This window comes from Methylophaga sp. OBS1, from assembly GCF_026319365.1.
Map to the genome: position 1 here is coordinate 1 of NZ_JAPDMS010000006.1, position 18753 is coordinate 18753.

The 18753-nt window shown below is 50.7% G+C and carries 23 protein-coding genes; 10 read left to right on the forward strand and 13 right to left on the reverse strand.

The features are described 5' to 3' along the window. Positions 1-303: 303 nt before the first annotated feature. A complete protein-coding gene (locus OMQ46_RS14665; protein ID WP_266238118.1) occupies positions 304-1185 on the forward strand; it encodes a quinoprotein dehydrogenase-associated putative ABC transporter substrate-binding protein in 882 nt (293 codons plus the stop codon). A 20-nt stretch (positions 1186-1205) separates the two neighbouring features. Here the strand turns inward: OMQ46_RS14665 and OMQ46_RS14670 are convergent, their stop codons facing one another. Further along, complete coding sequence (locus tag OMQ46_RS14670) at positions 1206-1673, reverse strand: DUF302 domain-containing protein (protein WP_266238119.1); 468 nt, start codon at positions 1671-1673, stop codon at positions 1206-1208. Positions 1674-1744: 71 nt separating this feature from the next. On the opposite strand from OMQ46_RS14670, the gene OMQ46_RS14675 reads away from it, so the two are divergent. Genes OMQ46_RS14675 through OMQ46_RS14685 form a run of 3 tightly spaced genes read left to right on the forward strand, consistent with a single transcriptional unit; the run spans position 1745 to position 5333 of the window. Next, complete coding sequence (locus OMQ46_RS14675) at positions 1745-2428, forward strand: hypothetical protein (RefSeq protein ID WP_266238120.1); 684 nt, start codon at positions 1745-1747, stop codon at positions 2426-2428. Positions 2429-2483: 55 nt separating this feature from the next. Next, entirely contained in the window at positions 2484-3950 is a 1467-nt protein-coding gene (locus OMQ46_RS14680) for a sensor histidine kinase (protein WP_266238122.1), read from the forward strand. Between the two features lie 3 nt (positions 3951-3953). Beyond that, positions 3954-5333 carry a sigma-54-dependent transcriptional regulator gene (locus OMQ46_RS14685; protein WP_266238124.1) on the forward strand — a complete coding sequence of 460 codons (1380 nt, stop codon included), beginning with the start codon at positions 3954-3956 and terminating at the stop codon, positions 5331-5333. A 3-nt stretch (positions 5334-5336) separates the two neighbouring features. Here OMQ46_RS14685 and OMQ46_RS14690 read toward each other — a convergent pair whose 3' ends face one another. From OMQ46_RS14690 to OMQ46_RS14720, 7 genes are all read right to left on the reverse strand, one after another. After that, positions 5337-5729, reverse strand: coding sequence for a ClpXP protease specificity-enhancing factor (locus OMQ46_RS14690; protein ID WP_266238126.1), 393 nt, complete (start codon positions 5727-5729; stop codon positions 5337-5339). A gap of 5 nt (positions 5730-5734) precedes the next feature. Continuing rightward, positions 5735-6349 carry a glutathione S-transferase N-terminal domain-containing protein gene (locus tag OMQ46_RS14695; protein ID WP_266238128.1) on the reverse strand — a complete coding sequence of 205 codons (615 nt, stop codon included), beginning with the start codon at positions 6347-6349 and terminating at the stop codon, positions 5735-5737. A gap of 45 nt (positions 6350-6394) precedes the next feature. Then, positions 6395-7096 carry a cytochrome c1 gene (locus OMQ46_RS14700; protein ID WP_266238130.1) on the reverse strand — a complete coding sequence of 234 codons (702 nt, stop codon included), beginning with the start codon at positions 7094-7096 and terminating at the stop codon, positions 6395-6397. After that, positions 7093-8310 carry a cytochrome b gene (locus OMQ46_RS14705; protein WP_266238414.1) on the reverse strand — a complete coding sequence of 406 codons (1218 nt, stop codon included), beginning with the start codon at positions 8308-8310 and terminating at the stop codon, positions 7093-7095. The genes OMQ46_RS14700 and OMQ46_RS14705 overlap by 4 nt, the downstream gene beginning before the upstream one ends. Further along, a complete protein-coding gene (gene petA, locus OMQ46_RS14710) occupies positions 8307-8903 on the reverse strand; it encodes a ubiquinol-cytochrome c reductase iron-sulfur subunit (RefSeq protein WP_266238131.1) in 597 nt (198 codons plus the stop codon). The genes OMQ46_RS14705 and petA overlap by 4 nt, the downstream gene beginning before the upstream one ends. A 195-nt stretch (positions 8904-9098) precedes the next feature. After that, positions 9099-9491: a plastocyanin/azurin family copper-binding protein gene (locus tag OMQ46_RS14715; RefSeq protein ID WP_266238133.1), complete on the reverse strand. Its 393-nt coding sequence runs from the start codon at positions 9489-9491 to the stop codon at positions 9099-9101. A 491-nt stretch (positions 9492-9982) separates the two neighbouring features. Then, the gene (locus OMQ46_RS14720) at positions 9983-10294 is read right to left on the reverse strand and encodes a hypothetical protein (RefSeq protein WP_266238135.1); all 312 of its coding nucleotides are present in this window, start codon (positions 10292-10294) and stop codon (positions 9983-9985) included. Positions 10295-10517: 223 nt separating this feature from the next. On the opposite strand from OMQ46_RS14720, the gene OMQ46_RS14725 reads away from it, so the two are divergent. The 6 genes from OMQ46_RS14725 to mutT are packed head-to-tail and all read left to right on the forward strand — an operon-like array spanning position 10518 to position 15014. Next, positions 10518-10793 carry an FmdB family zinc ribbon protein gene (locus OMQ46_RS14725; protein ID WP_266238137.1) on the forward strand — a complete coding sequence of 92 codons (276 nt, stop codon included), beginning with the start codon at positions 10518-10520 and terminating at the stop codon, positions 10791-10793. 20 nt (positions 10794-10813) lie between these two features. After that, complete coding sequence (locus OMQ46_RS14730) at positions 10814-11446, forward strand: DUF502 domain-containing protein (protein ID WP_266238138.1); 633 nt, start codon at positions 10814-10816, stop codon at positions 11444-11446. 58 nt (positions 11447-11504) lie between these two features. Continuing rightward, a complete protein-coding gene (aspS, locus tag OMQ46_RS14735; RefSeq protein WP_266238140.1) occupies positions 11505-13292 on the forward strand; it encodes an aspartate--tRNA ligase in 1788 nt (595 codons plus the stop codon). Positions 13293-13305: 13 nt separating this feature from the next. Continuing rightward, entirely contained in the window at positions 13306-14412 is a 1107-nt protein-coding gene (gene nadA / locus OMQ46_RS14740) for a quinolinate synthase NadA (RefSeq protein WP_266238142.1), read from the forward strand. A gap of 15 nt (positions 14413-14427) precedes the next feature. Further along, entirely contained in the window at positions 14428-14622 is a 195-nt protein-coding gene (locus OMQ46_RS14745) for a zinc-finger domain-containing protein (protein ID WP_266238144.1), read from the forward strand. Further along, positions 14619-15014 carry an 8-oxo-dGTP diphosphatase MutT gene (gene mutT, locus OMQ46_RS14750; RefSeq protein WP_266238146.1) on the forward strand — a complete coding sequence of 132 codons (396 nt, stop codon included), beginning with the start codon at positions 14619-14621 and terminating at the stop codon, positions 15012-15014. The genes OMQ46_RS14745 and mutT overlap by 4 nt, the downstream gene beginning before the upstream one ends. On the opposite strand, the gene yacG is transcribed toward mutT, so the two are convergent. The 5 genes from yacG to OMQ46_RS14775 all read right to left on the reverse strand — a co-directional run bounded on the left by yacG (position 15011) and on the right by OMQ46_RS14775 (position 18750). Next, positions 15011-15196, reverse strand: coding sequence for a DNA gyrase inhibitor YacG (yacG, locus tag OMQ46_RS14755; RefSeq protein ID WP_266238148.1), 186 nt, complete (start codon positions 15194-15196; stop codon positions 15011-15013). The genes mutT and yacG overlap by 4 nt on opposite strands. A 2-nt stretch (positions 15197-15198) precedes the next feature. After that, positions 15199-15969: a cell division protein ZapD gene (zapD, locus tag OMQ46_RS14760; protein ID WP_266238150.1), complete on the reverse strand. Its 771-nt coding sequence runs from the start codon at positions 15967-15969 to the stop codon at positions 15199-15201. A 65-nt stretch (positions 15970-16034) separates the two neighbouring features. Next, positions 16035-16640 (reverse strand): dephospho-CoA kinase, encoded by a 606-nt coding sequence (coaE, locus tag OMQ46_RS14765; RefSeq protein WP_266238151.1) that lies wholly within the window; start codon positions 16638-16640, stop codon positions 16035-16037. Then, positions 16640-17509, reverse strand: coding sequence for an A24 family peptidase (locus tag OMQ46_RS14770; protein WP_323135166.1), 870 nt, complete (start codon positions 17507-17509; stop codon positions 16640-16642). Before OMQ46_RS14770 ends, coaE begins: the two co-directional genes overlap by 1 nt. Further along, the gene (locus tag OMQ46_RS14775; RefSeq protein ID WP_266238153.1) at positions 17509-18750 is read right to left on the reverse strand and encodes a type II secretion system F family protein; all 1242 of its coding nucleotides are present in this window, start codon (positions 18748-18750) and stop codon (positions 17509-17511) included. The genes OMQ46_RS14770 and OMQ46_RS14775 overlap by 1 nt, the downstream gene beginning before the upstream one ends. Positions 18751-18753: the final 3 nt, after the last annotated feature.

Below are 18753 nucleotides of genomic sequence, written 5' to 3' on the forward strand. Positions count from 1 at the left end.
TCACTGTCTAGCTGGACTAACCTGGGTGGTGTGCTGAGCGTATTCAGCCTGTAAGACCAAGACCCAATTCGATTAAGTCATTAATCGAACAAGTCTGACAAAAGGCCCGGCATCGAAAGATGTCGGGTCTTTTTTTATGCGGATCATCCAGAAAACCAACTCAGTGCTGCCAGACGTGGCAAAAATAATAATTGGGATTAGGAATTCGGAGTTGAGTCGGGAGTTTTTCCCATCAGTATTTGTGAAACAAATATGATAGGTTAACAGTCTGACGTTTTTTAGAAGCTAATAAAGGAAGAGAGAATGACGCATTTCCAGCGCTGGACAATTCTATTATCCGGTTTATTACTGGGCTCGGTAACAGCCCACGCAGAAGACTTAAAACCACTACCAGGTCAGGAAGCTGTCAGGGTTTGTGCTGACGGATTTAACCTGCCCTATTCCAATAAAGAAAGGCAGGGCTTTGATAACAAGATCGCGGAGCTGTTAGGTGAGGAGTTGGGCATTCCGGTGGAGTACTACTGGTTCCCTCAGCGTATTGGCTTCTCCCGTAATACGATTAAGAAAACAGATCCAGAGACCGGTCGTTTCCTGTGTGACCTGGCAATGAGTATTCCAGAGCATACTGACTTTCTCAAACCGACCAAACCATACTGGAGTTCGATTGAGGCCATGGTTTATCGCTCAGGTGAAGATTATGAGCTGAAAACAATGGAAGACGTCGCTAAAGTCAGTAAAGAAGGTGAGCCACTGCGCATTGGTTTGTTTGACCGCGGTGTTGCCACCAAGAAGCTGATTGATCTGGGCCTGGGAAATCAAATTGAGTATTTCCAGATGATGCCAGGTGATGTACGCGTCAATGCTGGCCGTATCGTTGAGGATGCCCTGGCCAACGGTGACATTGATGTCGCATTCCTGTGGGGGCCGATTGCCGGCTATTATGCCAGCGTGTCTGATGTGCCAATGACGGTGCAACCACTGAATGAACTGGGTGAAGCGATGATTTTCAGCTTTAGTATGGGCACGCGTTACCAGGATAAGAAGTGGAATGAGTTGCTGAACAAGTTCATCGATAAGCGTCGTGACGATATCAATGCAATCATTGCAGAATATCATTTTCCTTCACTGGAAAATGTAAATCCCTATCCTAAGAAAAAACCACGTAAAGAGGACGATGACGATTAAGTCATTTTCCACAATCGGGGCTACTCCACCGTAGCCCCGATTATGCTTTTCAGGTTGGCATTAATCTTCTCTGCGAATGCCTTCTGTGCAGGATCAGGCACAGCCTCCTGCATCAACCTAGTACCTACAATCACGCTACCCTCGCCTGTTTCTCTAACGGCAATATTGCAGGGCATATCATTAATCAGCAGTGGGTTGATTTCCATCATTTCCTTGGCATAGGTAATATTGCAGAAGCTGGTTATTGTTGACAGCGGGAAGTCTTCATCGCCGCGATCACGGACTGCCTGACCGATGTGACTCCGATGTATAATACGGTAGTTATACTCGGAAATAGCGATATCCAGGTTCAGGATTGTGTCCTGGAAGCTGTAGGGACTTTCTCGCTCATAAGTCCGGTTTTCTGATTGTGACTGACAACCAATCGATAACAAAATGGTCACAATCAGGGCTAGGGAAGAAAAACGATTCTTGTATCGGTATAACATAAGGCTTTGTGTAAACTGGGAAGTGACCTAAGCATAACATCATCATAGACGAGAGAAAGAGGTAACAGATTGTGAAAAAAATCGTCATTACCCTGTTTAGTGGCTGGATGCTGGCTGCGATAGCGGCCGTTTCAGCGGCACCGGGTTTTTCTGAAGTGAATAATGTCCTGTTCGATTCCGCCCACCTCGACAATATTCAGAAGCCGGGCGTTTTGACCTATGAGTATACAAAAGACAGCGTGGTCGATGATTCCCGAGAGGATACGATTAAAGTGGCTGTCTCCAATATCCGTAACACCGGACGGCGCGACCTGGCATTTGAGTTTTTCACCGGTAAGTACAATCGTCCTTATGAGGCAATGGAGAACCAGCGCGGCAACGGTGTATTTGTTTTATTCCTGGAATATGACATCCATGAAATGAAACGTTTGACCGGTGGCGAGTGGCGTTATTTCCAGCGTAAGATTCGCTGGGCTTTTGCCGAAGGTGCGCAAAAAAAAGAAGTCGATATCAATTACAACGGCGAAACAGTAAAAGGGACGCAATACATAGTACAACCCTATGTTGACGACCCTAAAAACCAGCGCTACAAGCTTTATGCAGGCAAATATTACATCTTTACAATGTCTGAAGCGATTCCGGGCGAAATTTACCAGATCCGCACTGTTGTCCCTGATGGGGAGAGTTGGTCTGAAGGTGAGCCGACATTGCTGGACGAGTCGATTACTTTTGCCGGTTTCAACGAAGGCGCTTGATGTATCGAGCTTTCGGTAATAGACATGAACGGGCCATAGTGCCCGTTTTTTTTGTATGAAGCGTTTACCCAGACTGCACAGTATTCAGGGCTCATTGCTTTTGCATGAGCTCAGTTTTGTTTTTCTCATTCTGATTACGGCTACGGTCGCAGTAGTCTGGGGATTTGCCTGGCAAAAAAGTGCAGAGGAATCATTACGCTTAACGGCAATGAATAGTCATGTCCAGTCGATTCGTGGTGAACTCTATCGCCAACTGAAAGAAGTCTTTGACGCCGCGTTTCTCGATGATCAGCATGCACTTGATGAATATAATTTCTATTCTCGACGCATCCACAATGGCCTTGCCGACCTACGCATCCTGGCTGAACAAGGCAATGAAACAGCGGTGATTAGCGAGATTGAAACTGCTTACAGTGATTATCAGCAGCAGACCCGGGAACTATTGCGCTCAGGCAGTCTTAGTGAGGAACAGAAGAATCTACTTGACTACCAGCTTGAGCAACACACTTTTGCCCGGATTGAATCTGCATTCAGCCGTTTTGACCGACTATTAAAGGATAAACAGAGCGCATTGGCAGAGAATCGTCAGCGCTGGATGTCACAATTGATGCTGCTGCTACCCTTGCCCGTGCTGCTGGCAGCCACATTATTGCTGGTATCAAGACGCTTTGTCAGAAATAATCTGGTCAGACCACTGGATGCGGTTATGCACGGTGCCCGTCTTATCAGTAAAGGTAATCTCAACCATCAGATTGCCAGTCGTGGCGTTGATGATCTGATCAAACTGGCAGAGGCTATCAACACTATGGCTGATGAACTCGCCAGCAATCGTGACAAACTGGTTGACGCCCGCAAGCAAGCTGCGATGGGTGAGCTTGTGCCCCTGGTCGCACACAATATTCGTAACCCATTATCAGGAATCAGAGCTGCAGCTCAGGTCACCCTGGACGAGCATTCTGAGCCGGAGATTCAGGATGTCCTGCGCGATATTATCATTGCTGTAGACCGGCTTGAACGTTGGGTCACCTCACTGTTGACTTATTTACACCCGAATAAACCCCATTTCACCAACGAAACATTACAGCAGGTAGTAGATAATGTGATTCTGCTAATCCAGCTGCAGTTGGCGGATAAAAATATGCAGATTGAAAAATCAGGCTGGGACATCAGGGCGAGTCTGCTTGCCATTGATACCAATCTCATGGAGCAAACCGTTTTCAATCTGGCACAAAATGCGATTGAGGCTTCTCCTGCCGGAGCCAAAATCCAATTTATTTATCGAGAAAGTAAGACTCAGGCTGAGTTGTGTATCTATGACCAGGGCAGCGGGATGCGTTTTGACCCGGTTGCAGAACAAGTCACCGATGGCGAAGCCAAGCGAATGGGATGTGGACTGGGTATACCATTTGCACTCAAAGTGATTAAGCAGCATGATGGCGAGTTGATTTACGATAGCGAGCCGGGCAAACCTACCCGGGTATATATCCGTCTGCCGAAACAGCACGACGAGCTACAGGAATAAACCATGCTGAATGTTTTGCTTATCGAGGATGAAACGCTGTTTGCCAAATCCGTGTTAAGACGGCTGGAACGGGAAGGACACCGTGTCACCCGACAGGAATCACTCGCTGCAGGTCGTGAAGCACTTTTAACAGAGCCTGTTGATATCTTACTGCTTGATGTCAGGTTACCTGATGGCAATGGACTTGATTTACTCCGCGATATCCGCAGCGATAACAGTAGTAAGGATTTACCTGTCGTCGTGGTGACTGCTTATGGTGATCTGGAAGACGCCGTGGCTGCGATGAAGCTCGGTGCCACTGACTACCTTAAAAAGCCACTTGATCTGGACGAACTGGTATTGACCTTGTCCAAGGTCCTGCAAACCCAGAAGCTTAGCCGCCAGCTTGATTATTCCCAGGTGCGTGAGACGCATGGCAATGAACCCGTCAAAATGATTGGCCGCAGTCAGCTCATGCTGAATTTGCGACAACAACTTGAGCATATTACAGCGCTGGTAGATAAAAGCCGTGATGAACACCCGGTGATTCTAATTAACGGTGAGACCGGTACGGGTAAAGATGTGTTGGCGCGACTCTATCATGAGTTGGGTAACTGGCGAAATCGGCCTTATGTCCATGTCGATTGTGCTGCGCTACCTTCCGAGCTTATAGAGGCCGAGTTATTCGGCTATGAGCGTGGCGCTTTCACCAATGCGCATCAGGCCAAACCAGGCCTGATAGAGGTAGCAGAGGACGGTACACTGTTCCTTGACGAAGTGGGTGAGTTGCCGCTGGAATTGCAGGCCAAATTGCTTAATGTGCTTGAAAGGCGTCTGGTGCGGCGGCTTGGTTCCACTCGTGAACATGCCGTGAAAGCCCATGTCGTCGCGGCGACCAATCGTGATTTGAAGAAGATGGTGGCTGAAGGTCGTTTTCGCTCCGATCTCTACTTTCGACTCAATGTGCTGGGGATAGACTTGCCGCCTCTGAGAGAGAGGGCGGAGGATATTGAGCCGCTGGCAGAATATTTCGTCGAGGCGGTGTCAAGGCGATATGGTTTGCTGTCACCCTCATTTTCACAGTCAGCTATAACTGCGCTGCGTGAGTATCACTGGCCGGGCAACGTTCGCGAGCTTCAGCATGTGGTGGAGCGTGCGGTAATGCTCTCCCAACAAGGGCAAATTACGCCTGAACAGTTGATGCTGCAAAGCCAGAAACAATACCCGGCGGCGGGACAGAGTCATGAATTATCCCAACTTAGCAGTATGACGCTGGAGCAGGTTGAAAAGTTACTGCTTGAGAAGGCGCTGGAGCGCACCAACGGTAATGTATCACGTGCTGCCCGGGAACTGGGTTTGACACGGATGGCGATGCGCTATCGAATGGAAAAATATCAGCTTTAGCTTTTATTTAACCACTTTGAGACTGGGACGACCGCCTTTAGTGCCGGGGCCCTGATCCTGAGGCGGCGGACTGGTGGGCGGAGGTGTTTCTTCTTCAGGGAAGAACATGCCTTCATTGTTTTCCTTGCCGTATATAGCCTGGACAGCTGTAATTGGGATGAATACATCCATGGCTTTACCGGCAAACCTGGCAGAGAAGCTGATCCATTCGTTATCGATCAGCAACTCACGAATCGCATCCGGTGCAATATTCAGCACTATGCGGCCATCTTTAACAAAGTCCTGAGGCACCTGGACACCTTCATGCCGGGTATTGACCAACACATAGGGCGTGGATTGATTGTCCAGTAGCCATTCATGAATGGCTCGAATGAGATAGGGTTTTTGTGAGGTCATGTGAATTAACGCATTGCTCTTTCTATATCACTCAGACTTGCCTGAAAGCTGTCACGTTCGAATATCCGGTTGGCGTAATTTTCCACTGCTTTCGCACTGTCGGGCAGTTTGATATTAAGCGCCGGCAATCGCCATAACAGGGGCGCTAGTGTGCAATCCAGCAATGAAAACTCGTTACTCATGAAAAAGCTTGAGCTTTCAAAAAGCGGTGATAGTACGGTCAGATCTTCCTGAATGATTTTCCGCGCCTTGGCACCCTTACCGCGCTCACGTCCGGCGAGTGCATCCCACAGTGAATACCAGTCCTTGTCAATGCGATGGAGCATCAACCGTGCTTTGGCTCGGGCAACAGGGTCAACTGGCATCAGCGGCGGGTGTGGAAAACGCTCATCAAAATAATCAACAATCACCCGGCTGTCGAATAACACCAGATCCCGATCAAATAAGGTAGGTCCGATACCATACGGGTTGGCTGCTGCTACCTCTTCCGGCCACTCGCCGGGTGTCAGATCTGTAATCTCAGCTTCAATTTCTTTTTCCTGAATGACGATTCGCATCTGATGGCTGAATGGGCAAGCCGGGTCAGAGTAGACAGTCATCATCGAGCGGCGATTATTCATCGGCAGACTCCCGGGAATAATTCGCCGCTGTGTCGTCCTGACGCATCAATGAACATTTTTCCAGAACGCTTTTTTCAGCGGATACGCCACCAGGAAGAAGATAATCAGATACAGCAGTACCCATTTCGCCAGTGCCATTCTCTCCAGTTTGGAAGGTTCGCTGATATAGGCCAGGAAATTGACCAGATCGTGGATCATTTCGTTATATTGGTGCTGGCTGAGATCACCTTTGACTTCCTGAACCAGTTCCCCGTTTTCATTCTTGGCAAGGTAGCCCTGCTGTTCCCACAGCACATGCGGCATACCAACATCCTTAAAGGCGACGTTGTTAGTACCCATCGGGCGGGAGTCGTCCAGATAAAATGTTCGCAGGTAAGTATAGAGCCAGTCAGTTCCCCGGGCACGGGCAATCACAGACAGGTCCGGTGGTGTCACACCAAACCATTTCTCAGCATCTTCGGCACGCATGGCGATTGTCATCGTGTCGCCAATTTTATCCGAGGCAAACATCAGGTTGTCTTTTACCTGATCATCAGTCAGGCCCAGATCCTTGGCCATACGGTTGTAGCGCATGAACGATGCGGCGTGGCAGCTCAGACAGTAATTGACAAAAGTCTGAGCGCCTCGCTGCAACGAAGCCTGATCAGTGATATCGATCTCAACGTGGTCAAGTTGGACATCGCCGGAGGCGGCCATCACCTGAACCGAGAACAACATAAAAAAACATGCAGTTACTAATGATCTCATTGGAATGTCACCCTTTCTGGCACCGGTTTATCCTTGTCGAGCTTGGTGTAGATCGGCATGAAGATAAAGAACGCAAAATAAATCACAGAGAAAACACGCGCCGCCATGGTGTAAATGGTCGTGGCAGGCTGCGTACCCAGATAACCGAGTGCCAGGAAGCTGATGATGAACAGCACCAACGCAATCTTGAAATAAGGGCCACGATAGCGGATGGACCTGACCGGGCTGCGGTCCAGCCAGGGCAACAGGAATAGAAAGACAATAGCGCCACCCATGGCTAACACACCCATGAGTTTGTCAGGCACTGCCCGCAATATGGCGTAGAAAGGTGTGAAGTACCAAAGCGGCACAATATGCTCGGGTGTTTTCAGTGGGTCAGCCGGGACAAAGTTGTCTTTTTCCAGGAACCAGCCACCACCTTCCGGTGCGTAGAACAGTACCAGGGCGAAGATGAACAGGAAAACCACCACACCGACAATGTCTTTAACAGTGTAATAGGGGTGGAAGGGAATCCCGTCAACAGGCTTGCCATTGGCATCCTTGTTTTTCTTGATATCAACACCGTCGGGGTTATTTGAGCCGACTTCGTGCAACGCGATGATATGGGCCACAACCAGACCCAGCAATACCAGCGGCAAAGCAATCACATGGAAAGCAAAGAAACGGTTGAGCGTCGCATCAGCCACGACAAAGTCACCACGAATCCACAGGGCCAATTGTTCGCCAACGACGGGAATGGCACCGAACAGGGAAATGATGACCTGGGCACCCCAGTAAGACATCTGACCCCATGGCAGCAGGTAACCCATAAAGGCTTCCGCCATCAAAGTCAGATAAATCAGCATGCCGAAGATCCAGACCAGTTCACGGGGCTGTTTGTAGGAACCGTAGATCAGGCCACGGAACATGTGCAGGTAGACGACGACAAAGAAAGCCGAGGCACCGGTGGAGTGCATGTAGCGAATCAGCCAGCCCCATTGCACATCACGCATGATGTACTCGACCGAGGCGAATGCCAGCTCCGCATCCGGCTTGTAGTTCATGGTCAGGAAAATACCGGTGACAATTTGCAGCACCAGGACCAGGAGGGCGAGTGAACCAAAGAAATACCAGAAGTTGAAGTTCTTCGGAGCGTAATATTCAGAAAGATGTTCTTTCCACATTTTGGATGCCGGGAAGCGGGCATCCAGCCAATTCATAAAGCTAGACATCAGGCAGCTCCTTGTGCATCTTCACCGACGACGACCAGGTTGTCACCCTGGAAGTGGTAGGGGGGGACTTGCAGGTTGATGGGGGCCGGAACACCCTGATAAACCCGGCCAGCCAGGTCAAAACGCGAACCATGACATGGGCAGAAAAAGCCACCTTTCCAGTCGGCACCGAGGTCAGCGGGAGCCAAATCGGGCCGGTAAGTCGGTGAACAACCCAAGTGAGTACAGATACCGACCAGTACCATCAGTTCATCGCGAATCGAGCGAGTGTCATTCTGGCAGTATTCTGGCTGCTGCGAAACGACCTGACTGTTGGGGTCACGGAGCGCATCATCGAGTGTTTCCAGGTTGGTCAGGGCTTCAGGGCTACGGCGGAAAATCCATACCGGTTTGCCCCGCCACTCAACAGTGAGAAGCTGACCTGATTCCAGCTTGCTGATATCAACTTCAACAGGTGCGCCAGCAGCTTCAGCTTTGGCACTGGGTAACATGGATGATACGAAAGGAACGGCGACGGCAGCTGCACCGGCACCACCGACAACACTGGCAGCAGCCGTGAGGAAGCGCCGTTTGCCGGTATCGATTGACTGACTCATTGAAGGATTTCCCCCAGCATTCTTAAATTTGATGACCCTGTGATTTTAATTAAATTAAATAAAGTTTCACAAGGTGAATAATTGATAACCGAGTTTATAAACCCTTTAATTTTAGCATAACGTGGGGGGAATAGGATCAAAAAAGCCCGCCTGAAATCAGGCGGGCTTTCGATTAAACCGATTGTAGCGACAGTATTATTTCAGTGCTTTATCAGTTTTTCTGACCAGACGGCCCAGAGCGCCTTTCGGGTCGGTCGCTTTAATAGCTTCCAGGTTGGTAGGTTCACCGACAACGATGGCACCACCCATGCCTGCACCCCAGTGCGGGTCACATTTGTAGAGGTAAACACCCTCAACAGTCAGTGGCTCGGTGGTGAAGTTTTCACCCATCGCAGAAGTCCAGCCAGAAGCACCCTCAGGAATAAACTCAACTTCACCGTCAGCAGTCACGAACTTAGTGTTGGCGATGTGACCGTTCATGTTGGTCCAGGAGACAGTATCACCCGGTTGAGCGATAACAACCATGGGTTTGAATGCTGTGACAGAAGCAGTAACAACATGATCTTCAGCCGTAACTGCAGTTGACATCAGAGTCGCTGCGCTCAGCGCGGCAACAATAAGTGATTTGCCATATTTCATTATTAATCCTCTCGTTTTATAGGTTATTTGCCTCAGTGCGGTGCCAGTTTGTCATAGCCAAACTGAACCGAAACTGAACAAAACTAAATCTGTATATCGTTGTTGTGTATGACTTAGTTCAGTCCGAGACCGCGCGACATACTAACCTGAGCCTGACAAAAAAGTCCAAAAAGAATCCCTGTGAGGGTGTGGCATATGACTTATTTAGCCGTCATGCCAAAGCGGGTTTCATCTTGCTGTAGTGCTCACATCGAAGCGTAAAGTCCGCCTTGTTGAAGAAGTTGAGATCAACTGCCACATTCACAAATTGGCCCCTGCTCCATGACCGGGATGCTATCGGTATCAATAATATAGTGGACAAACGGTGAGCAATAACCAGCGTTGGCACGATATTGAAGCTCATGAAATTGTGCAGAAAGCTGATGTCTCGACTGCCACGTTCAATGTCCCGGGAAATTCCCCCAGTTTGCCACTGTAAGTGAAATCGCAGCGAGAGGCGGTGAAGATGGCTGAAAATCGAGGTACGCTATGCGGCGTATCGACCGGAAAATTACTTCGGCAAATAGTGCATCCCGCAGGTCACTGAAAAGACTGTTCGCCAGTCGCAACACCCCGTATGCAACCAGCATCATCACCGGCAGGCAGATGACATCCTGCTGCTGCGGAGCAAGGGCATCAACCGCCTGTTTCAATGCCAGGGGGACGCCGACGTTGGCCAGTTTGGCCAGCAGCAACAGGCCAAGCGCAAACAATACATGGCCTTTGAATTGCCAGATGTAGGGGAGCAGGCTACGAATCGCATGCCAGTCTTGCTGTGTTTTCAGAATCCGCAGTGTAGCGGAATCACCAGGTCGCTGGTAAAGGCTTTCGGCGGCACCGGAAATTTTTGGTTATAATTAACCGGTTGAGTACTTGAAAAGCAGCGCCAAGGCCATATTTTGGCAGTGACTTGATAGCTAGTATGAGGAAAATAGCATGCCGCTTTACGAATATCGTTGTGACGCCTGTAACCATGAGTTTGAGGCGCTGCAGAAAATCAGCGATGAGCCTTTGGTTCACTGTCCTGCGTGCGAAGCACCGGAGTTACGCAAGCTGGTCTCAGCCGCTGGTTTCAGGTTGAAAGGGCAGGGTTGGTATGAAACCGACTTTAAAACCGGTAGCAAACGAAATCTGGCAGAAAGTGGCAGCTCGGCAGACAGCGCAAAAAAGCCTGAAGCCGCTGCCTGTGGAACGGGTTGCGGCTGCCACTAGCGAACAAATAGCGCTATTCAATGCGTAAATATCTGATCGCCGGATTACTGGTATGGATGCCGCTGGGCATCACATTTCTGGTCATTCGTGCTATCGTCGGCTTCCTGGATAATACCCTGTTGTTATTGCCGGAAGCCTATCAACCGGACAATCTGCTGGGCTTTCACATACCTGGTCTAGGCGTTGTGCTGGCAGTGATTCTGGTGCTGGCAACCGGTATGATCGTTGCCAACCTGCTTGGCCGACGCCTGGTGAGTGCCTGGGAGTCATTGCTGTCCCGGATTCCGCTGGTAAGAACCTTATATGCCGGCGTAAAACAGATTATGGAAGCGGTACTGGCGACGGATGCCAAATCGTTCCGACGGGTATTGCTGGTGGAGTATCCCCGCCGTGGTATCTGGAGTCTGGGGTTTATGACCACGGACCAACTGGGTGAAGTACAGCAAAAAACTGAATCAGATGTGATCGGGGTCTTTGTTCCCACGACACCTAACCCGACCTCCGGCTTTGTGCTGATGATACCCGAGCATGAGGTGATCTATCTGGATATGCCGGTTGAACAGGGTCTGAAAATGATTATCTCGATGGGTACAGTAGTACCTGACTGGCAGAAAGAGGCAATGCTTAAAGAGCAGGCCGCCAGACAACAATAAGGGTTCCGCGTTAGCTGCGGAACAGGTTCACAAACAAGATATAAGATTGGGAATGTTTATGCGTAGCCATTATTGCGGCGAAGTTAACGAAACACTGGAGGGGCAATCAGTCACCATCGTTGGATGGATGCATCGCCGTCGTGACCACGGGGGCGTTATCTTTATCGATCTGAGAGATCGTGAAGGTCTGGTCCAGGTTGTCTGTAATCCTGAAGATGAGGACAGCTTTGCGGTCGCTGAGCGTGTTCGCAGTGAATACGTATTGAAAATCGAAGGCCGGGTCAATCTGCGGCCTGCCGGCAGTGACAATCCCGATCTGAGAAGTGGCAAGATTGAAATCATTGCCAAGCATGTGGAGATTCTGAATACCGCTGAAACACCGCCGTTCCCACTCAATGAACTGCTCGACGTCAATGAAGACATTCGCCTGCGTCACCGTTACATCGACCTGCGTCGCCCGGAAATGCAACAGCGTTTGCGGATGCGGGCCCAGATCACACGGCACCTGCGTAACTTCCTGGATGATCATGGCTTCCTGGATATCGAAACCCCAATCCTGACAAAGGCAACGCCGGAAGGCGCCCGTGACTACCTGGTCCCGAGCCGCACCCATCCAGGCGAGTTTTTCGCGCTGCCGCAGTCCCCGCAACTGTTCAAACAACTGCTGATGATGTCGGGCATGGATCGCTACTATCAGGTCGTTCGCTGTTTCCGTGATGAAGACCTGCGTGCTGATCGTCAGCCGGAATTTACCCAGTTGGATATCGAGACTTCATTTGTCGACGAAGAAGCATTCATGTCACTGATGGAAGAATTGATTCGCAGCCTGTTTGCTAATGTCCTTGAAGAAGCTTTACCCAACCCGTTCCCACGCATGACCTATGCAGAAGCGATGGCGCGTTTTGGTAGCGACAAACCGGATCTGCGTATTCCATTGGAACTGGTGGAAGTCAGCGATCTGATGAAGTCGGTCGACTTCAAGGTCTTTTCCGGTCCCGCCAATGATGAGCGAGGTCGTGTCGCTGCATTGAAAGTGCCGGGTGGCAATGAACTGACCCGTAAAGAAATCGATGACTACACCAAGTTTGTTGGTATTTACGGTGCGAAAGGTCTCGCTTATATCAAGGTTAACGATCTGGAAGCCGGCCGTGAGGGGCTGCAGTCACCGATCCTGAAATTCCTGCCGGATGAAGTGGTCGATGCCATCATGCAGCGGGTAGGGGCACAAACCGGTGATCTGGTGTTCTTTGGGGCGGACAAAGCGACCATCGTCAACGAAGCGCTGGGCGCATTGCGCGTCAAACTGGGTCATGATCTGGACATGGTCGAAAAAGGCTGGCGCCCACTGTGGGTCGTCGCTTTTCCAATGTTTGAATGGGATGACAAAACCAACCGCTGGTATGCGCTGCATCACCCGTTCACTGCGCCGAGAGAATCGGACATCGAACTGCTGGATAAAGACCCGGAGCACTGCCTGTCGCGTGCCTATGATATGGTCCTGAATGGTACCGAACTGGGTGGTGGCTCGATTCGTATCCATCAGACTGAGGTGCAGAAAAAAGTCTTTGAACTGCTGGGGATTGGTGAGGAAGAAGCCAAAGATAAATTCGGCTTCCTGCTGGAAGCGCTGAAATACGGCTGTCCGCCTCACGGCGGTCTGGCCTTCGGTCTGGATCGACTGGTGATGCTGATGACCGGTTCTGCGTCGATTCGTGATGTGATGGCCTTCCCCAAAACTCAGTCTGCGAGTTGCCTGCTGACAGATGCACCCAGTGAAATTGCCGACGAGCAGCTTCGCGAGCTGAACATTCGCCTGCGAAAATTGCCTAACGCAGACACCCAGTAACAGGGAGACAAAGATGATTGTGGCCGAAAGAGAAATCCCGTTTGATGAGTATTTTTCGCTGGATGATGAAACCTGCGAAGACCGGATCATCGAGGCCAAAAAGAAACTGGGTGATGACCTGATTATCCTGGGTCATCACTACCAACGAAATGAAGTGTTCAAGCATGCGGACTTTTCCGGCGATTCGTTGAAATTGTCCCGTAATGCAGCAGATTCCGATGCCAAATACATCGTTTTCTGTGGTGTGCATTTTATGGCTGAAGTGGCAGATATTCTGTCACGGCCGGATCAGGTGGCGATCCTGCCGGATATGGCGGCTGGCTGCTCAATGGCCGATATGGCCAACCGGGTCAATGTTGACCGTGCCTGGGAAGAGATGAAACAAGTCTTCGACCCCGATGAGCTGGTGACCCCGATTACCTATATCAACTCTGCCGCCGATCTAAAATCTTTTTGCGGTAAGCATGGTGGCATCGTCTGTACTTCTACAAACGCCCCCCATGTGCTCGACTGGGCCTTTAACCAGCGCGAGAAAATTCTGTTTTTCCCTGATCAGCATCTGGGCCGTAATACCGGTTACAAGATGGGGATTCCGCTGGAGGAAATGGTAGTCTGGGATTTCGATAAGCCCATGGGTGGCCTGACTCCGGAAGCATTACGCAATGCTAAGATGATTCTGTGGAAAGGCTTCTGCTCGGTACATCAGATGTTCCAGCCGGTACAGATTGATAACTTCCTGGAAAAATATCCGGAAACTCAGGTGATCTCGCACCCCGAGTGCAGCTTTGAAGTCTGCCAGAAATCGGATTACGTCGGCTCAACCGAATATATCGTCAATACCATCGCTAACAGTGAACCGGGTACCCGTTGGCTGGTGGGTACTGAACTGAATCTGGTCAATCGATTGAACGAGCGTTTCCAGCCGGAGGGTAAATCGGTGCACTTTATGTCGCCCACGGTCTGCATGTGTTCGACCATGTTCCGTACCGACCCGCAGCACTTGCTTTGGGTGTTGGAAAACCTGGTGGAGGGGCATGTGGTTAACCAGGTCTCGGTTGACAGCCAGATTGCCAGAGAAGCTAAACTGGCACTGGACAGAATGTTGGCATTACCTATCTAACCGGCTGGAGGCGGCATGGCTGAACAACGACCCGCGTGTACTGAGCAGCGTTATGAAGTCACCCACAAGGATTTGCCGCTCTCCTGCCCTATGCCTGATATGCCGGCCTGGAATGCACATCCCCGGGTCTATTTACCGATTGAAGATAGCGGAGAAGTCCGCTGCCCCTATTGCGGTGCGATCTTTGTATTGAAAGAGCCTGCCGCATGAAGCAAATTGAAGTCGCTGTGGCAGTGATGCTCAGTGAAGAACAAAAAGTCTTGACCAGCTGGCGTCAGCCTCACCAACATCAGGGCGGTCTTTGGGAATTCCCCGGCGGCAAGCGTGAGCCGGAAGAAACCATGCTGGAAGCCTTGAAACGTGAAGTTCAGGAAGAACTCGGCGTTATGGTGGAACAGGCAACGCCTTTTGTCCGGATTGACTACGATTATGGGGACAAGCAGGTCAGTCTCGATGTATGGCTGGTGTCACGATTCAGTGGTGAACCTAGCGGCAGAGAAGGACAGGCCTTGCGCTGGCAAGCCATTGAAGAGCTACAGGCGGAAGACTTTCCGGCGGCCAATCTGGCGATTATCGAAGCCCTGAAACAAGCCGAAAACTAGTGATAGGCATCCGGGTCCTGATCCGGGTCGATAACCGGATCACCGGCAATACGATGGCCTTCAGAGGCCCATTCGCCAAGGTCAATCAGCTTGCAGCGTTCACTGCAAAAAGGTTTCCATTTCTGATCGTCCTGCCAGGGGACGCTTTTTCCGCATTGCGGGCAATTGACTGTTGTGACCATGATTACATTGCACAGCAACTGAGCCTGAAAGCGACGGGCTCATGCGCCTGCTGTGGACGCTGGTTGATATCAAATTCCATAAAGCGGACAGTAAAACGATGCTTGCCGCCGCTGACTTCCGGAAAATAGCTGACACTGTTGGGGATTTGCACCCGAATCAACTGAAAAGGTTGGTTGCTATCAAGACTACGTTGAAAAAAGCCGTCCTCAGCGGTCTCGTCACGGAAGCCGACACTGCCACGAATGAGTCGCAGGCTCATGTTCACGGCATTTCGCACCGAGTTGAACTCATTCAGCCAGGACTGACATTGTTCGCTACGCTCGACCGGGTCGGTATGTTGCAGCCAGAAATGATAGGCAGGTAAATCAAACTCGCAGGTCCCGCCGGGAATACTGGAACGTTGCCGTATGCCGTAAAGAAATTCATTTTCACGCAGGGTCTGACCGATTCCGCTTTTCTGTATATGCAGTGCATCCAGATTTTGATCCAGATCAGCCAGTAACGCGTCGAGCGCCTCTCGATCAACGCCGGGTGTGTTTTCCAGCGCGGAGAGGTTAGCGGTAAGCCGTTCAATCTCTTTCATCAATTCCTGTTTGAGATCACTGCGCTCGAACACGCTCAACATATTGAGCATGGCATCCAGGGCATCACGATGATGCATTTCGGATTGGCCGGTCAGGGCATTGTCGACACGTTTGAACAGAAATTCCAGCCGCAGGAAAGTGCGGATGCGCTCGTTCAGTGGCTGCTCGAAAATAATAGTGTCTGACACGGTTTCCAAATATTAAGACAGGGAATAATGGCCTTATTGTCCATGACTGGGCCCGGCCAAGCAACTCAGTTAATGTTTTGCGCCAATTCCAGATAGCGCTGATGTAACTGTTCGACCTGGGGCATCAGCGAACTGACTGACTGGCTGTTATCAATGATGTCATCCGCGACACTCAGTCGATCGGCACGCTGGCACTGATTTTCCAACATAGTATGGGCTTCGTTAATATTGATACCATCACGTGTCAGCAGGCGGGAGAGCTGAGTCTTTTCGTCAACATCAACGACCAGAATTCGATCCACGAGGTCCAGCATCTGCGCTTCGATCAGCAGCGGGACAGAGAGAAGACAGTAAGGCGTCTTGCAGTTATCGGCCGCCGACAGCATCTGTCGTCTGACCTCCGGGTGGATGATGTTTTCCAAAGCCTGTTTGGCCTGGCTGTCGCTGAAGATTCGGGAGCGCAGCCAGGCACGATTAATTTCTCCATTGTGCTGCAGTACCTCAGCACCAAAGTGTGCAATGACCTGTTGGTAACAGCTTGTACCGGTGTCAAGCAGGCTTCTGGCAATAAGATCCGCATCAATGACGGTGACGCCAAGGCGTTGAAACAAGTCAGAGACCGTCGACTTGCCACTGGCAACCCCACCGGTCAGTCCTACTTTAAAGCTCATCAGCCCAGTCCGACACTGCCCAGGTAGAAACGATTCAGGCTGTCCCCCCAGATAAGGGCAATCCAGCCGGCTGCTGCCAGGTAGGGGCCAAACGGGATGGGGATATCACGTTGATGATGCTTGAACAGCACCAGGCTGATACCAATCACCGCGCCGACCAGGGAGGATAACAGCACAATCATTGGCAAGTACTGCCAGCCCATCCAGGCGCCCAGGGCCGCCAGCAATTTAAAGTCACCATAGCCCATCCCCTCTTTACCGGTAATCAGACGAAACAGGTGATAAATACTCCACAACACCAGATAGCCGGCAATGGCACCAATCACGCTGCTGGTGATATCGGTAAATGTGGCAAACAGATTGAAAACAAGGCCCAGCCAGAGCAGGGGGAGCGTGATTTTATCGGGTAGCAGCTGCTGATCGATATCAATAAACGTCAATGTAATCAGTGACCAGCTCAGTAGCAGGGCACCAAAACAGCTCCAGTTGAAGCCAAAATGCCAGGCCACGACCGCTGACATTAAACCCGTCAGCGCTTCAATGATGGGGTAACGTATCGAAATACCGGCGCCACAGCCCCGGCAACGCCCCCTAAGAAACAGATAGCTGAAGACCGGGATATTCTCAAGGGCGGTAATAGCATGCTGGCAGTGTGGGCAGCGGGAGCGGGGCGTCGACAGGTTAAAAACCGGTTGCTCGTCCGCAGTCTGTCCGGAAAACGCGGCACACTCGTTTTCCCACTCGCGTTGCATCATGACCGGCAAGCGGTAAATCACCACATTCAGAAAACTGCCAACCAGCAGACCCAGCACCAGGCAAACCATCATCCACGCCAATGGTGATGCGTTAAGAAACGGAATGACCTGCATCAAATGGCTGCGCCGAGCTTGAAGATAGGCAGGTACATAGCAATGACCAGCGTACCGACAATCCCCCCGAGGAACACCATGATGATGGGCTCCATCAGCGCCGTCATATTATCGACTGCATCATCCACTTCGCGTTCAAAGAAGTCAGCCACTTTGGCAAGCATGGAGTCAAGAGAACCTGACTCTTCACCAATCGCGGTCATTTGAATCACCATATTGGGAAACAGCTCGGTGTCGGTCATGGCTTTGTTCAACTGAGTGCCGGTGGCAACATCATCCCGCATAACCAGTGTTGCTTCACCATAGACGATATTACCGGTCGCTCCGGCGACCGAGGTCATGGCTTCCACCATGGGCACACCGGCCTTGAACATAGTAGAGAAAGTCCGGGAAAAACGGGCAATAGCAGCTTTGGTCATGACTGCGCCTATAACCGGCAGTTTCAACAACAGCCTGTCCAGGAAGTGCTGTACTTTACGAGAGCGCTTTCTGGCTGCCATAAAGCCCATGACAATCCCGATGATGACACCGAAGATTAACCACCATTTTTCCTGAAAGACTTCTGAAATGCGGATAACCAGTTTGGTGAGTCCCGGCAGATCAGCACCGAACCCCTGGAACAGCGATTGGAACTGTGGAATCACGAAGATCATCAGAATCGCGGTGACAATAAAGGCCACCACAATGATGGCGGTTGGATATACCAGCGCTTTTTTTATTTTGGCTTTCAGTGCCTCGGTTTTTTCCTGATAAGTGGCAATTTCATGTAGCAGGGATTCGAGGGTACCGGATTGCTCACCGGCATTGACCAGATTCACGTAGAGGTCATCAAAATGCAGTGGAAATTTGGCCAGTGAGTCAGAGAGACTGGTACCGGACTCAACATCCGCTTTTATTTTGAGTACCATCTCCTGCATGCTGGCGTTTTCGTGGCCTTCGCCAATGATTTGCAGAGACTGCATCAGGGGGACACCGGAAGACATCATGGTCGCTAGTTGACGACTGAAAATAGCGATATCACCGGGTTTGATTTTCGGTTTGCGCGGGGCAAACAGGTCTTTGGGTTTTTTCTTGACTTTGAGTGGCGCGATACCTTGTCGACGCAGTTCGGCCCTGACCTGGTTGACGTTTTCACCCGTGACCTGGCCCTTCACTCTCCGACCCTGTTTGTTGGTACCCTGCCAGATGTAGATATCAGGGACCTTGACCTTCTTCGCCTTGCCTGCTTGCGCTTGTGCCACCCG